This is a genomic window from Crossiella sp. CA-258035 (assembly GCF_030064675.1).
In the GTDB taxonomy this organism is placed as follows: Bacteria; Actinomycetota; Actinomycetes; order Mycobacteriales; family Pseudonocardiaceae; genus Crossiella.
This window is the reverse complement of the sequence record NZ_CP116413.1, coordinates 6,330,606-6,344,943: the sequence shown is the minus strand read 5'-3', so window position 1 is coordinate 6,344,943 and position 14,338 is coordinate 6,330,606. Positions and strand designations below refer to the sequence as shown.

Sequence of the window (14,338 nt, the reverse complement as noted above, 5' to 3'; positions counted from 1 at the left end):
TTAGCCGCCGTCATACCGTGATTGACCCGTGATGGGAACCCCCTGACGGCGGCTCTTTCGGGTGATTCTCGCGATTAAAGAATCTCTAAGCATCGCGCATGACACCTGATGTTCGATCGAGGATGATTTCCCTTCACTCGATAGACCAAGCATAATTGCACCAATCGAGTGAGTAAGTGCGGTATACCAGTGCGTGCTGTGCCCTCGCGGGGGTCCGGAACGTGGAGGTAGATGAACATCCAAGTGTCCGTGCTCGGCCAGTTGGAGGTGCTGCGCGGCGGGGTGGCCATCACGCCGAGCCCACCAAAACTGCGTCAGGTGCTAGCTCTTCTCGCGGTCAGCGCGAACAGTGTCGTGCGCGTGGACGAGCTCATGGCCGAGCTGTGGGACGGAACCCCGCCGCCAACCGCCACCACGACCCTGCAGACCTACGTCTCCCACCTGCGCAAGCTGTTCGGGGCCACCGGCCGCAACGCCCCCGAGTCGGCCTCCGTGGTGCTGCACACCCACCGCGTCGGCTACTCCCTGACGCTGCCCTCGGGCACCCTGGACGTGCAGCGCTTCACCGAGCTGGCCCAGCGCGGCCGGGGCGAGCTGGAGAACGGCCTGCTGGACGAGGCCGCCGACTCGCTGCGCGGCGCGCTGGCGGTCTGGCGCGGCCCCGCGCTGTCCGATGTGGACCCCGGCCCGGTGCTGCGCGGGCACGTGGCCCGCCTGGCGGAGAGCCGGGCCAGCGTGACCGACCAGCGGATGGAGGTCGAGCTGATGCTCGGCCGCCACCACCAGCTCATCGGCGAGCTGACCACCCTGGCCGAGGCGCACCCCACGCACGAGGGCCTGCACACCAAGCTGATGCTGGCCCTGCACCGCTCCGGCCGCCGCTCGGAGGCCCTGCGCGTCTTCCAGCGCCTGCGCGCCACCCTGGTGGACCGCCTCGGCCTGGAACCCGGCCCCGAGCTCCAGCGCCTGCACCGCACCCTGCTCAACGGCGGCGACGAGACCGAACCGGCGCCGCCGCTGACCACCCAGGTCCGCCCGGCCCCCGGCTGGGCCGAGCCGCCCGCGCAGCTGCCGCCGGACCTGCCGTCCTTCGTCGGCCGGGTCCGGGAGCTGACCGAGGCGGAGTCGCTGCTGACCGCGGGGTCGCAGAGCGCGCCGCCGGTGGTCTCGGTGGTCGGCCCGCCCGGGGTGGGCAAGTCCGCGTTCTGCACGCACGTGGCCAACCGGGTGCGGGCCCGCTTCCCGCACGGCCAGCTCTACGCCGACCTCGCCGAGACCGAGCCCGAGGAGGCCCTCGCCGGTTTCCTGCGGGCCATCCGCGGCCCGAACACCCCGCTGCCCACCGAGCTGCGCGAGCGCAGCCAGCTCTTCCGCAGCTGGACGGTGCAGCGCAAGGTGGTCGTGGTGCTGGACAACGCGTGCAGCGCCGCCCAGATCGCCCCGCTGGTGCCCAGCGGCCCCGGCTGCGCGGTGCTGGTGGCCTGCCGCCGCCGGGTCCCCTTCCACGGCGCCGCGCTCACCGTCGACCTCACCCCGCTGGACGCCACCGACTCCTTGGAGCTGCTGCGCTCGGTCATCGGCGCGCCCAGGGTCGAGCAGGACCCCGGTTCCGCGCAGACCCTGGTCGAGCTCTGCGGCGGCCTGCCACTGGCCCTGCTGGCGGCGGCCACCCGGCTGACCCTGCGCCCGCACTGGTCCATCGGCCGCCTCACCGACCGCCTGGTCTCCGAGGACCAGCGGCTGCGCGAGCTGGCCAGCGGCAAGCTGGACGTGCGGGCCAGCGTGGAGGCCAACTACCGCCTGCTGGCGGGCCGCTACCGCACCGCCTTCGTCCGCCTGGGCTCGCTGCCCGGCGGCCCGATCTCGGTGGAGCAGGCGGCCCTGGCGCTCAACATCGACGAGGACGCCGCCGAGGCGGTGCTGGAACGCCTGGTGGAGTTCCAGCTCGCCGAGGTCGCCTCCACCGAACCGGAGAACCACGGCGCCTACTTCCGCTACCGCTTCCACCCGCTGATGCAGCTGGCCGCCCGCGCCCTGGCCGCGGCAGGCGTGCTGGACGAGCGGCCGCTGGGGTTCCCGCTGGCGAGCACCCCCAGCGACCGCTGATCAGCTAGTGGTCGACGCAGCAGGGCGTCGGGTTGGGCACCTCGAACGGGGCCAGGCCCTCGCCCGACGGGGTGACGGTCAGCGTGAGCACGCCCTCCCGCCACTCCGGGCGGACGTGGTCCCTGGTGTGCAGCACCGCCTCCGGCGCGGGCTCGGGGCCGCCGAGCACCGCGATCCGCTCGATCGCGGTGTCCAGCACCCGCGCCACCGGCACCGCCCCGGTCAGTCCGGCCGAGCCGGGGAAGATCACCGCCCGCCCGGCGGTGCGGGACCGGTGCTCGGCCGCGGCCAGCTCCGCCCCCGGCGAGTCGTCGGCGGGCAGCTCGCCCGGGTAGCCCGCCGGGGCCGCGAAGGACAGCGCCACGTGCGGGGTGTCCGTGCGCACGAAGTGGGTGCACACGAGGACCCCCTCGGGCAGACCGAACTCCGCGACCAGCTCGCGGGCCAGGTGGTCGGCCGCGGCCAGGTCCTTGCTGCCGCGGTCGACCCCGGTCACCAGGGCAGCGCCCAGATCGGGTTGGTGTAGAACCACAGATCCCTCCACGGGTCAGCGTCGCCGATGACGTCCATGGCCGGGCCGTGCGGGTCCACTGACGCCCCACGCAGCCCGGCCGCCTGCCGGTTGCCGTCCGTGCCGCGCAGCCGCAGGTAGAACGGACTGTCCAACCTGCCCAGCTGGTGCACGATCCGGAGTGTGCCTTCCTGCCGGACCTCGAAGGCCTGGGTGACCCTGGTGTCCGGGGCGGTGGTGGCGTCCCGGTCGGTGACCGGCCCGGTGACCTTGCCCTGGATGAGGTCCACCCGCGCCAGCTTGGGCACGAACGAGGCCCAGTTCGGCAGCCGGGCCGCCTCGATGGTGATCACCAGTTCGAGCTTGGTGCCGCGCCGGGCGTGCAGGACCCCGCCCAGGGGCGCCGACTGCTGGCCCCAGCGGTCGGCGGTGCGCAGCTGCACGTCCAGGCCCGCGACCAGCGCGCCGTGGTCGACCCACACCCGGCCCGCGCGGATCGCCTCCAGGACCGCGCCGTAGGAGTGGTCCCTGGCGCCGACGTGGGTGCGGCTGTAGTAGCCGGGGAAGAAGTCGCCCGCGTCGAGGTCGGGCTTGCCGCCGTGCACCGGGTCGCTGTGCTTGCCGTTGGCGTTGTAGTCGGTGTTCGGGCCGCGCACGGCGGTGTCGGCGTAGACCTTGTGCGAGTCGGAGTTCGCGGTGACCCACCAGGGTTTGCCCTCGGCCAGGAGGCTGTCCCAGAGGCCGCCGACGGTGGCGGTCATCCAGTCGAAGCCGCCGAAGGTCCGGTAGGACTCCAGTGGGTAGCCCTGCCAGGAGTCCGGGCCGGGGCTGGCGTCGTAGAGGCCGCGCGCGCCGCCGGGGCCGTGCGGCTTGGGGATGCCAGCGGCCTGGTGGCCGGGCGCGCCCTCCATGCCGACCGCGATCCTGGGCTGGGCGTCCCGCCAGCCGCGGATCTCGTGCGGGGAGTCCAGGCCCTTGCGCGCGGGGTGGTTGGCCAGGAACAGCACGTCCTCGATCCGCTTGCGCCCCACCGCGTCGGCCAGGAAGTTGAGGCCGGAGATGGCCAGCGCCTCGTTGGCCGCGGTGGGCGCGCCGGCGTTGCGGGTGCGGCCGTCGAAGCCGGTCTCGAACTCCTTGAGCACCGAGACCTCGTTGCGGCCGGGGTGCACGATCACGGTGCCGTGCTCGGCGGCCGGGATGTTCCACTCCAGGCCCTGGAACACCAGGGTTTCGGTGTCCCGGCGGGCGGCCACGATGTCCGGGTTGACCTTGTCCACGCCGAGCTTGGCGTGCACCGGCCCGCCGTGGTCGGTGATCACCACCCAGTCCAGCCCGTGCGCGCCCGCGTGCCGGACCTGGTCGATCACCCGGTACTTGCCGTCGTCGCTGTACTGGGTGTGGATGTGGTGGTCCCCGGCCAGCCACCGGTAGCCGCCGCGCGGCGGCCGGGCCGAGGGCGCGGCCGCCGCGGTGCCCGCCAGCACGGTCGAGGAGGCGGCCAGCCCCGCGCCGAGCAGCCCGGCGCGGCGCAGCATCGAGCGCCGGGACAGCTCGGCCGGGCTCAGCGCCTCGTCCGGCACCGCCCGGTCGAGCACCGCGGCCGACTCCTCCGTGTGAGCGTGTTCATGCTGGTGAACATGTGGATGGTGATGTCCGTGGCCCATGAGCGCACAGCTTCAGCGGGCCGGGTGAACACCGGGCGAACCACCCGGGTCCCCCCGGTGGCCACCCGGTCCCGCTTCAGCCGCACTCACACCGGCACCGCCCAGATCGGGTTGGTGTAGAACCACAGGTCCCGCCACGGGTCGGCGTCGTGCGGCACGTCCATGGCCGGGCCGTGCGGGTCGACCGCGGCCCCGCGCAGGCCCACGGCCTGCCGGTTGCCGTCGGTGCCGCGCAGCCGCAGGTAGATCGGCCCGTCCAGGGCGCCGATCCGGTAGACGAAGCGCAGCTTGCCCTGCCGCGCGCCGACCTCGAAGGCCTTGACCACCTTGGTGTCCGGGGCGGTGGAGGCGTCCCGGTCGGTGACCGGCCCGGTGACCTTGCCCTGGATGAGGTCCACCCGCGCCAGCTTGGGCACGAAGTGCGCCCAGTTCGGCAGCCGCGCCTGGTCCACGGTGATCACCAGCTCCACCGGGGTGCCGCGGCGCGCGGTGAGCGTGCCGCCCAGGGTGGCCGAGTGCTGGAACCCGTGCCCGGCGGTGCGCAGCTGCACGTCCAGGCCCGCGACCAGCGCGCCGTGGTCGACCCAGACCCGCCCGGCGCGGATGCCGTGCATCACCGCGCGGTAGCTGAAGTCGGTGGCGCCGACGTGGGTGCGGCTGTAGTAGCCGGGGAAGAAGTCGACCTCGTTGAGGTCCGGCGCGCCGCCGTGCACCGGGTCCGGCCACTTGCCGTCGCGGTCGAAGTCGCCGCCGGGGCCGCGCACCGCGGCGTCGGCGTAGATGGTGTGCGAGTCGGAGTTCGCGGTGATCCACCACGGCTTGCCCTCGGCCAGCAGGCTGTCCCAGACGCCGCCGACGGTGGCGGTCATCCAGTCGAAGCCGCCGTAGGTGCGGTAGGACTCCAGCGGGTAGCCGGGCCAGGAGTCCGGGCCGGGGCTGGCGTCGTAGTAGCCGCGGAACAGGCCGGGCCCGTGCGGCTTGGGGATGCCGGCGGCCTGGTGACCGGGCGCGCCCTCCATGCCGACCGCGATGTGCGGCGCGGCGTCCCGCCAGTTGCGCAGCTCGTGCGGGGAGTCCCAGCCCTTGCGCGCGGGGTGGTTGGCCAGGAACAGGATGTCCTCGACCCGCTTGCGCTTGACCGCGTCGGCCAGGAAGTTCACCCCGGCGATGGCCAGGGTCTCGTTGGCCGGGGTGCCGCTCAGCGCGTTCTTCAGGATGCCGTCGTAGTTGTTGACGAACTCCTTGAGCACGGCGACCTCGCCGTCCCCGCCGGGGTGCACGATCACGGTGCCGTGCTCGGCGGCCGGCACGTTCCACTCCATGCCGTGGAAGACCAGCGCGTCCGGCACGTCCTTGCGCGCGGCCAGGATGTCCGGGTGGATCTTCTCCACGCCGATCCGGGCGTGCGTGGTGCCGCCGTGGTCGGTGATCACCATCCAGTCCAGGCCGTAGTTGCGGCCGTGCCGGACCTGGTCGATCACCCGGTAGCGGCCGTCCAGGCTGTACTGGGTGTGGATGTGGTGGTCCCCGGCCAGCCAGCGGTAGCCGCCGCGCGGCGGCCGGTGCTGCCCGCGGTCGGGGTCGGCGGCCGCGGCCCCGGTGAGCACCGAGGACCCGGCGGCCAGGCCCGCGCCGAGCAGACCCGTGCGGCGCAGCATGGACCGGCGGGACAGCTGGCCGGGGCTCAGCTCGGAGTCGGGGATCTCCAGGTCGACCGCGTGGTCGGGACCGGCCTGGTGCTCGTGATCGTGGTCATGGCCGTGCTCGTGATCGTGGTCGTGCTGGTGCCCATGACCGTGGCCGTGCCCATGGCCGTGCCCGTGGTGGTGATGACCCATCGACAAACTCCCCAGTGCGAGATCGAGCCGGGGGTCAGCCGACGGCGCGCCCCCACACCGAGATCGTGAACTGTGGGATGTCGATGAAGGTAGGGCTGTTCAACAATCTCTCAAATTCCGCTGTATCGGACTCGCTGACCAGACCTTCGGCTAGCATCGCGGGCTTGACCTGTGCGACCAGCGGCCGCCAGCGGTCCTTGTCCAGGTTGCCCATGCTGCCCAGCGTCCCGGTGTAGCCGACCTCGCCCAGCCCGGCCCCGGCCAGCAGTGCGGGCAGGCCGCGCGCCCAGTGCAGGTCCGCGCCGTGCCGGGCGTAGACCTGTTCGTAGGCGGCCATGATCCGCCGCACCACCGGGAACGGCGAGGTCTCCGCGGGCAGCTGGTAGGGGTCGGTGACCACCAGCCAGCCACCGGGCTTGAGCCAGGTCGCCGCCCTGCGCACCACCTCGTCGCGTTCGGGCAGGTGGCAGAGCAGGTAACGGGCGTGCACCAGGTCGAACCGGCCGGGCGCGTAGCCGGGGTCGGTGATGTCGGCCTGCTGCGCCGCGTTGCCGAGGTCGGTCAGGTAGCGGGTGTCGATGTCGTTGGCCACGACCGTCCCCTGTGGACACTGCTCGGCCAGCCACCTGGCGATCGAGCCCGCGCCCGCGCCGAGGTCCAGGCAGTCCCAGTCCCGTTGCAGCCCAAGGGACTCCAGCACGCGGTGGGTGCCGGCGTCGGCGGCCCGCTGGATCGAGGTGAGCCGGTCGTGCTCGGTGGCGGAGTCCTTGCCCAGCGCGCTGTCGGTGTAGCGGCTCACGCCTGCTTCCCCGCGCCCTGGTCCGAGCCGGCCGCCTCGAAGGTGGCCACCCACGGCTGGGTCCGCGCCCGCGCCACCGCGAGCAGGAAGTCGATCTCGCTGGGCAGCCCGTCACCGGGCAGCTGCGCCACATCGAGGGGGTTCGGGTCCGGGGCCACCCCGGCGTTCTTGGCCCGCCGGGCCGCGGCCAGCCAGCACGCGGTCACCGCCGCCTGCCGCTCCGCCGAGGGCACCCCGGCGGCCTCGACGTGCGCCTGCGCCCGCCGCACCGTCTCCGGGCTGACGTAGTCGCGCAGGATCAGCATCGCGTCCCTGATCTCGATGACCCGCCGGTACAGCCGCAGGTAGGTCGAGTGCGGGGTGCCCAGCAGGTCGCGGGCACGGGCCTGCGGCCTGCTCAGCGCGACGTGCGGCACCTCCTCGATCAGGTCCCGCCACAGCGGCCACAGCCGCCACAGCGCGCGCATGTTGCGCACCATCTGCCCGGTGTCGAGCACCAGCGGCAGGGCCGCGCCCGCGGTCATCAGCACCGCGGTCAGGCCGATGTTGAGCGCGGAGTACTGGCCGATCCAGCGTTCGCCGGTGAACAGCACGTAGAGCATGGTCAGCCAGAAGAACGCCGAGACCGCGAAGGCCGCGGCGAAGAGGCCGAGCCCGATCCGCAGCGAGGAGTCCTGCCTGGCCTGGTGGGCGTAGCGCAGGCACAGCAGCAGGCAGGGGATCTTGGCCACCAGGTGCGCGGCGATGATGATCCACCAGAACGTGGAGTACCACTGCGCCTGGTTGGTGGTGACGCAGCCCTCGTCGTTGGGAAAGGCGGTCAGGTTGAGCGCCACCAGGGTCACCAGCACCGCCGCGGTGCCGCCGTAGACCAGCTTCGCCCGGCGCCTGCCCAGCGCGCCCAGCACGAAGTCCAGCACCAGCGCGGAGCTGAACACGCCCCACAGGTTGGTGAACAGGCCACAGCCGGCGATCACGATGCCCGGCAACGCGTTCAGCGCGGAGAGCACCGGCGCGAGGTAGATGGTGATGGAGCCCGCCATGCCCACCACGGCGAGCAACAGCATCCGCTGCTGGCGGGACCTCCTGGCCGCGGGGATCCGCAGCAGGATGACCACCCACATCGCCAGCACGCCGTACAGCTGGACCTGGGTGCCCAGCTCATAGACCGAAATTGTCCCCACGCCCCTTGTTGCGGATCCCCAGTGCGGCTTCCAGTTCCCCCAGTGCCCCGCCCGCGGCCGACGGTCCGGTGCGGGTGCCGGCGGCGGTGCGGATCAGGCTGGCCACCAGCTCGGCTTCCTGCTCCTGCTGGCTGGTGTAGTTGGTGCGCGCGAGCAGCCGTTCGATCAGCTCCGGGCTGAGGTCGGGCAGGAACTTCGACAGCGACACCTGCCCACCCTCCTCGGCGGCCTCGTGGTCGCAGAGGATGTGCCCGATCTCGTGCAGGATGATGTGTTCCCGGTGCAGCGGGGTGGTCTTCTCCTCGACGTAGATCTCGTCGTGGGTCTCGGTGGCGATCCACAGCCCACAGGCGTTGACCACCATGCCGTTGGGCAGCGCCAGCAGGTGGATCGGCCGCCCGCGCTGCGCGGCCAGCTCCTCCACCAGGGCGTCGACCGAGAAGGGGACCGGCAGGGTCAGTCCGTCGACCAGCGCCTGGCATCTCTTGCGGATCTGCCGAGTGGTCATCGCCTCGCCATATTTTCCGATGGGACACCTGCGGAACGAGCAGACATGCCTCATACCGGGCGGCTATCCGTCTGATTCTGGTCGCCGGTCGCGGCCGGTGTCCAGTGGGGGCAGCCGCTCGATCTTGCGGGCCTGGGTGAGCATGGTCAGGATCGAGTCCAGCGTCGCGTCGGAGAGCCCCTCGGCCCGCAGCGCGATCGAGCGGACCTTCTGGTTGCGCAGCGCCAGGGCCAGCTCCAGCTGGGTGTCGATGCGCGCGGCCACCTCGTCGTTGAGGAAGTACTCGCTGGGCACACCGAAGAACTCCGCGAGCGTGGCCAGAGTTCCCTGGGTGAGGTTGCGCTTCTTCCCGGTGGCCAGCTCCCACAGGTAGGTGTTGGAGATGGAGGACCGGGTCTTCTCACGGATCTCCTGCGCCAGCTTGGCGAAGCCGGGACGCGTGCGCTTGTCCGGGTACAGCGTCGCGATCAGGTGGTTGATCTTGCGCGCGAGCTGCCCCTCCGCGGGTTCGAGCCCTTCGTTCTGGCCGGGATCCATACGAGACGTTTCCTCGATGTCGGTGGCGGACACGACGTGGTGGAGTGTCCGCCATGGCGAATCAGGAGTACGCCCTGATTGTTCACGCGTCCGCCAGGGTTGACAACCCGCCCATCGGTGAGCGTACGCTAATGCGGTCATCACGTCCGCTCCAGCGGATGGCGGGAGAACGAGAGGTACCTGGGGGTCTTCTCCGTTCGTGGCGATCCCGCTTGCAGCGCACCGCGTCCGACACCGTGGTTCGCTGGTTCTGGGGAAGGAACCGCTGTGCCCGGGGTTACGAGGGAAGGCACAGCGGTTCTTCCAGCGCGTTCCCAGCTCCTCCAGCCGCCGTCCGGGTGATGTTGTCCCCGGGGTGAGTGCATCCTGTGCTGATCGGCTCCGGTGGCGGCGGAGCTTTCGTTACGGTGCCCTTGGGAGAGATTTGCCAGGGGACGGGGGAAATTGCCATGGCTCCTTGGGAGACCAAGGTGTCGATCGACTTCGGCGGGGGTTCGAAGTTCACGGTCGACGTGGGACAGCTGGATGGGCTGATCGCTGGACTGGAGCAGGCCAAGGGGAAGGTGCTGGAGATCGGGCGACTGGCGCGCGACACCGCCTCGATGCGGCAGCCTCCCAGCGAGGAGGACTACAGCCGCAATGCGATTCGTCAGATCATCGAGCGCACCGTCGATGACAAAGAAGGAACGCACACCAGGGCCAACAAGGCGTATGCCGACGCCCTCGATACGATGGTCCGGAAGTTGAAGGCCGTCCGTGATCAGTATCTCGGGACTGAAGGCGGCAATCAGAGCACATTCAAGCCGGGGGGATGAGTGACTCGTCAGGGAACGCGTGCGCTGTCGGTCGTTGGACTGATCGCCGGACTGTTGTTGGCGGGATGCGGTGGCGCACCTGGCCCGACTCCGACCTCCGCGTCGGCGAGCGGCGCGCCCGCCTCATCGAGCTCTGTGCCCGCCGACGTGCCCACTGTGCCTTCGCCGGATCTGGACACCAATCGGTTCGCGAGCAACCCGTGCGGCATGCTGACCGCGGCGCAGGTGCAGTCAAAGCAGGTGGCTGCCGGTGTCCGGGGGGCGCCTCGGGAAAGCCCGCTTGGCCCGTCTTGCGCCTGGGAGGCCAGCAGCACGCCGGCGGAGAACAGCTTCGCGGTCACGGTGAACAACCAGATCGGCGGAATCGCTCAGCTCTACGCGCAGAAGTCCAATTTCAAGGTGTGGGAGCCGGTGCAGGTCGCGGGTTACCCCGCCGTCATTGCGCTTGATTCTGATGCTCGCGACCTCGGAGTTTGCCGGCTGGAGATCGCCACCGCGCAGAAGACCGTGGTCTCCGTTGACGTCTCGTTGTCAGTAGGCGCGCCGGACCGAAACAATCCGTGTCCGCGAGCCACCGCCATCGGCGAGATGGTGCTCGCCACCCTCAAGGGCTGAGAAGAGCCGCTGCGCCGAAACAGGCGCAGCGGCTCTCACGGCTCAGCGGAAGTTCACGTCCGAGCAGGTGTAGAACGCCTCCGGACTGTCCGAGCGCTGCCAGATCGAGTAGATCAGGTGTCGTCCGCTCTTCCCCGCCGGCAACCGCGCGCTCAGCTGATAGCTCCCATTCACCAACGGCGGATCCGCCTGTGTGTGGAACCGCTCCAGATCGGACCACTGGAGTGGCGAGCCCGGGTTGTAGCCGTTGCGGGTGACGTACAGCTCGAAGTGCCCGCGGTGGGGTACCGCGGCCCGGTACTGCCAGCTCACCGCGGCGCCTGCCGTCAGCTGGGTGGTGGCCCAGTCGGTGCGGGCCAGGTCCAGGCCACGGTACTTGTCGCGGCCTGCGCTGCAGAGTTTGCCGTTGGGGATGAGGGTGCGGTGGTTGCCGGCGGCGTTGGCCAGGTTGACCTCGTGCCAGTCGTAGAAGGCCTGGGTGCCGCCGGTGGTCACGGCGGCTTTGCAGGCGGCTGAGGTGGGGTTTTCCGGGTTCTCGTGCCAGCGGCACTGGTAGGCGCGGCTGACCGGGGACAGCATGGTGCCGTGGGCGGCGGCAGGTTGGGCGCCGAGCACGGTGAGCAGCATGGGCACCAGGGCGAGCAGGAGCAGCCCTTGTCCGCGTTTGATCATGGCCTCGTCCTTCGATGTCAGGGAAGCTCGAAGGTCCCCCGCGGCGGCGGAAGGGCTGGGAGACAACGATTGTCATGCTGTCTGGTCTAGTCCAATTACACCAGGGGCTGACTGGAGTAGTTCAGCTCTTGCGGGCGACCAGCCGGTAGTTGTGGTGCAGCCGGTAGCGGCGGGCCAGTGGGCCGAGCAGCCAGCCGGCCACCACGGCCAGGGCGATCAGCGGCACGGAGACCAGCAGGCCGAGGGCCCGGGCGAGTCGCCTGGTCCGGGTGGGGCGCGGCAGCCAGGGGCGCTCCGGCGGTGGGACCAGCTCGCCGGAGATCTGCATCATCGCGGTGGGCAGGCCGTGGGAGTGGGCCGGGTCGTCGGTGGACTCGCTGAGCACGGTGAAGCCCAGCTCGGTGAGCGCGGCGCGCAGATTCGCCCTCGGCGCGAAGTGCAGGTGCTGTGGCTGCAGCCAGCCGATCCAGTAGCGGCCGGTGAGCCTGGCCCAAGCCGACTCCGGGTCCGGCACCTCGACCAGCAGCAGGCCGCCGGGGCGCAGCACCTTCAGCGCGGCCACCAGCTCGCGCCGCGGGTCGGTGCTGTGCTCCAGGTAGTGGTGCATGCTGACCACGTCGTAGCGCTCGGCCAGCTCCGCGGCCAGCGCGGGGAACTCGCCGCGGTAGCCGCGCCGGATCCAGCCCCGGTCGCGGGCCAGCTCCACCCCGCCGCCGAAGTCCAGGCCGTCGAAGCTGGTGCGCGGCAACACCTTGCGCGCGGTGCGGCAGAAGTGGCCGTGCCCGCAGCCGACGTCCAGCCAGCTGGCCGGGTCGGCGTGCGGCACGACCAGCGCGGCGCGTTCCCGGTAGGTGCGGGCCTGCACGCTGAAGGTGACGTCCATCATCCGCTCGCCGAGGCCGTCGTAGAAGTCGCGGTAGTAGAAGGCCAGGCCCGCGGCGGACAGGCAGGGGTTCTGGAAGACGTGCGCGCAGTCGGCGCAGCGGTCCAGCTGGAAGCGGCCCGGCTTGCGCTGCACCAGGTCCGGGCTGCGCAGCAGCAGCGTGATCCGGGTCGAGCCGCACCAGGGGCAGGTGGCCCGTCGCGGTTGGAAGAACCTGGCCAGGCCCTCGGCCAGCTCGGCGGCGTACTCCGCTCGTCTGTCCATAGTGGTCAGTCCCGGCGGGCGATCAGCCGGTAGGCGTTGCAGATGCGCAAGCCCTCGGCCGCGGGCTCCAGCAGCCGGTCGGCCGCCGCGGCCGCGAGCAGCACCGGGGTGGCCGCGGTCAGCGCCGCGCCCCTGAGCACCCGCTGTGCCGCGCCGGGCGCCCGGTCCTGCCACGGCTGGTCCGCCCGGGGCGCCAGGTGGTTGGCCAGCAGCCAGGCGGCCACCGTCAGGTCCGGCGCGCCCGCCTCGCGGCGCTGGGCGCCGACCACGGTGAAGCCCAGTTCGGTGAGCTTGGCGCGCAGGTTGCGCATCGGGTACATGTGCAGGTGCTGGGGCTGGAGCCAGCCACCCCAGAACCGGCCGAGCAGCCTGCTGAACCGGCAGTCCGGATCGGGCACCTCGATCACCAGGTGACCACCGGGCCGCAGCGCCAGGTGCGCGGCGCGCAGCTCGCCGACCGGGTCGGTGGCGTGCTCCAGGTAGTGGAACATGCTCACCGCGTCATAGCGACCGGCCAGCGTCGGCGCCAGGTCGGGGAACAGGCCGCGGTAGGCGTGCTCGAGGATCCCGCGCCGCCGCGCCAGCTCCACCCCGCTGCTGAGGTCGAGCCCGTCGAAGCTGGTCTGCGGCCAGATCTCCTTGGCCTGGTTGCAGAAGTGGCCGTGCCCGGTGCCGACGTCCAGCCAGCGCTCGGGTTTGCCGTGCCGCAGCAGCGAACGGGCCTGGCTGAGGAAGTACTCGCGGCGGGTGGCGAACACCGACTGCACGGCGTGCTCGTTGAGCCCGTCGTAGGCGTCCCGGTAGTAGAACTCCAGTCCGGCCTCGGTGAGCCGGGGGTTCTGGAAGACGTGCCCGCAGCCGCGGCACTCGTCCAGGACGAACCGGCCGGGCTTGTGCGTGTGCAGGTCGGTGGCCACCAGCCTGCGCCGCAGCTGCGCCGAGCCGCACCACGGGCAGTCCCGGCGCGGCCGGTGGAAGAAGCGGCCGGTGCCCGCGGCCAGGTCAGCGCGGTAGGCGATCCGGCTGGTGGCGATCGCGGCGGTGCGCTCGGCGCGGGCCGGGGCGGTGGCCACCAGGGTGCGCACCAGCCGGGCGGGCTCGGCCACCACCCTGGTCAGGCAGGCGCGCGGCAGGTCGGCCGGCCTGAGCCCACGGCTGCCCGCGAAGACCAGCAGCGGCTGCGCCGACCAGGCGGCCAGCAGCCCGGCCGCCCACTTGCGGCCGGTCAGCGCGGTGGCGGCCAGCGCGGTCAGCACCGCGGCGCGCAGCAGCAGGTGCAGTGCCAGGCCGGGACCGTGCGCGGCCTGCTGGACGGCGGCGTCCTGGGCGCGCACGGCGGGGGCGGCGGCCAGGCCGGGGGCGACCGCGCAGGCGGTGTCGGCCGGGGCGTGCAGCTTGAGCTCCAGCGCGGCCGTGGCCAGCTCGGGGGCGCTGGGCCGGGCGGACAGGCCGACCTCGGCGAGCAGGTCGGCGTCGGCGGCGATGGCGTGCGCCGCGGTGCGGCCCGCGGTCAGCCGGTCCAGTCGGCAGGTGGCCGGATCGACCTCCCGCAGCAGGTCAAGGGCCTGCGCGGTGGGCAGGTCGGCGGGCACCAGGTCGAGGCTGGCGAGCTGTTCGCGGTGCCGGTGCGCCTGCGCGGCGGCCATGGTGGCCGCGGTCAGGGTGACGCCCTCGGCGACGGCCACCGCGCCCTCGTGCGCCGGGCCGAGCTGCTCGCGCAGCACCGGCAGGGCGGCCAGCCGCCTGCGCAGCTGCGCGGTGTCGGCGGCGAGCAAGCCCAGGACGGCGGCGTGCACCAGGCGGCGGATCCAGCGACGACGTGGCGACATGTCAAGAATCCTGCGCCGCCAGGGCCGCGAACCCGATCATCGTCAGCGTGTCGCGCCGGTTACCGCCCGATCGAGTCGGGTGACCGGGTGCGCGCGGCCTCGATCGTCCACAA

General features: G+C 71.9%; 13 protein-coding genes. 3 read left to right on the top strand and 10 right to left on the bottom strand.

The features are described 5' to 3' along the window. The first annotated feature begins 231 nt into the window (after positions 1-231). Positions 232-2,106, top strand: a complete 1,875-nt coding sequence (locus tag N8J89_RS28430) for an AfsR/SARP family transcriptional regulator (protein ID WP_283660073.1) — start codon at positions 232-234, stop codon at positions 2,104-2,106. 4 nt (positions 2,107-2,110) lie between these two features. Here N8J89_RS28430 and N8J89_RS28425 read toward each other — a convergent pair whose 3' ends face one another. The 7 genes from N8J89_RS28425 to N8J89_RS28395 all read right to left on the bottom strand — a co-directional run bounded on the left by N8J89_RS28425 (position 2,111) and on the right by N8J89_RS28395 (position 9,180). Beyond that, complete coding sequence (locus N8J89_RS28425; RefSeq protein WP_283660072.1) at positions 2,111-2,602, bottom strand: hypothetical protein; 492 nt, start codon at positions 2,600-2,602, stop codon at positions 2,111-2,113. Continuing rightward, positions 2,599-4,212, bottom strand: a complete 1,614-nt coding sequence (locus N8J89_RS28420) for a PHP domain-containing protein (RefSeq protein ID WP_283660071.1) — start codon at positions 4,210-4,212, stop codon at positions 2,599-2,601. Before N8J89_RS28420 ends, N8J89_RS28425 begins: the two co-directional genes overlap by 4 nt. 155 nt (positions 4,213-4,367) lie before the next feature. After that, positions 4,368-6,119 (bottom strand): PHP domain-containing protein, encoded by a 1,752-nt coding sequence (locus tag N8J89_RS28415; protein ID WP_283660070.1) that lies wholly within the window; start codon positions 6,117-6,119, stop codon positions 4,368-4,370. A gap of 34 nt (positions 6,120-6,153) precedes the next feature. After that, complete coding sequence (locus N8J89_RS28410) at positions 6,154-6,918, bottom strand: methyltransferase domain-containing protein (RefSeq protein ID WP_283660069.1); 765 nt, start codon at positions 6,916-6,918, stop codon at positions 6,154-6,156. Further along, positions 6,915-8,102 (bottom strand): MAB_1171c family putative transporter, encoded by a 1,188-nt coding sequence (locus tag N8J89_RS28405; RefSeq protein ID WP_283660068.1) that lies wholly within the window; start codon positions 8,100-8,102, stop codon positions 6,915-6,917. The genes N8J89_RS28410 and N8J89_RS28405 overlap by 4 nt, the downstream gene beginning before the upstream one ends. Continuing rightward, a complete protein-coding gene (locus N8J89_RS28400) occupies positions 8,080-8,610 on the bottom strand; it encodes a hypothetical protein (RefSeq protein ID WP_283660067.1) in 531 nt (176 codons plus the stop codon). Before N8J89_RS28400 ends, N8J89_RS28405 begins: the two co-directional genes overlap by 23 nt. A 63-nt stretch (positions 8,611-8,673) precedes the next feature. Beyond that, positions 8,674-9,180, bottom strand: a complete 507-nt coding sequence (locus tag N8J89_RS28395; RefSeq protein ID WP_283660066.1) for a hypothetical protein — start codon at positions 9,178-9,180, stop codon at positions 8,674-8,676. Positions 9,181-9,617: 437 nt separating this feature from the next. Between N8J89_RS28395 and N8J89_RS28390 the strand changes: the two genes are divergently transcribed. Both N8J89_RS28390 and N8J89_RS28385 read left to right on the top strand, forming a co-directional pair. Then, positions 9,618-9,962, top strand: coding sequence for a hypothetical protein (locus N8J89_RS28390; protein ID WP_283660065.1), 345 nt, complete (start codon positions 9,618-9,620; stop codon positions 9,960-9,962). Beyond that, a complete protein-coding gene (locus N8J89_RS28385; RefSeq protein ID WP_283660064.1) occupies positions 9,963-10,577 on the top strand; it encodes a DUF3558 domain-containing protein in 615 nt (204 codons plus the stop codon). Between the two features lie 42 nt (positions 10,578-10,619). Here N8J89_RS28385 and N8J89_RS28380 read toward each other — a convergent pair whose 3' ends face one another. From N8J89_RS28380 to N8J89_RS28370, 3 genes are all read right to left on the bottom strand, one after another. Next, positions 10,620-11,249 (bottom strand): lytic polysaccharide monooxygenase auxiliary activity family 9 protein, encoded by a 630-nt coding sequence (locus N8J89_RS28380; protein WP_283660063.1) that lies wholly within the window; start codon positions 11,247-11,249, stop codon positions 10,620-10,622. A 121-nt stretch (positions 11,250-11,370) separates the two neighbouring features. After that, positions 11,371-12,396 (bottom strand): class I SAM-dependent methyltransferase, encoded by a 1,026-nt coding sequence (locus tag N8J89_RS28375; RefSeq protein ID WP_283660062.1) that lies wholly within the window; start codon positions 12,394-12,396, stop codon positions 11,371-11,373. Between the two features lie 5 nt (positions 12,397-12,401). Next, positions 12,402-14,225, bottom strand: a complete 1,824-nt coding sequence (locus N8J89_RS28370; protein ID WP_283660061.1) for a class I SAM-dependent methyltransferase — start codon at positions 14,223-14,225, stop codon at positions 12,402-12,404. Between the last annotated feature and the right edge of the window lie 113 nt (positions 14,226-14,338).

Coding starts and splice junctions, on each gene's coding strand:
- N8J89_RS28430 (WP_283660073.1), top strand. CDS start 232: ATGAACATCCAAGTGTCCGTGCTCGGCCAGTTGGAGGTGCTGCGCGGC.
- N8J89_RS28415 (WP_283660070.1), bottom strand. CDS start 6,119: ATGGGTCATCACCACCACGGGCACGGCCATGGGCACGGCCACGGTCAT.
- N8J89_RS28400 (WP_283660067.1), bottom strand. CDS start 8,610: ATGACCACTCGGCAGATCCGCAAGAGATGCCAGGCGCTGGTCGACGGA.
- N8J89_RS28380 (WP_283660063.1), bottom strand. CDS start 11,249: ATGATCAAACGCGGACAAGGGCTGCTCCTGCTCGCCCTGGTGCCCATG.
- N8J89_RS28375 (WP_283660062.1), bottom strand. CDS start 12,396: ATGGACAGACGAGCGGAGTACGCCGCCGAGCTGGCCGAGGGCCTGGCC.
- N8J89_RS28370 (WP_283660061.1), bottom strand. CDS start 14,225: ATGTCGCCACGTCGTCGCTGGATCCGCCGCCTGGTGCACGCCGCCGTC.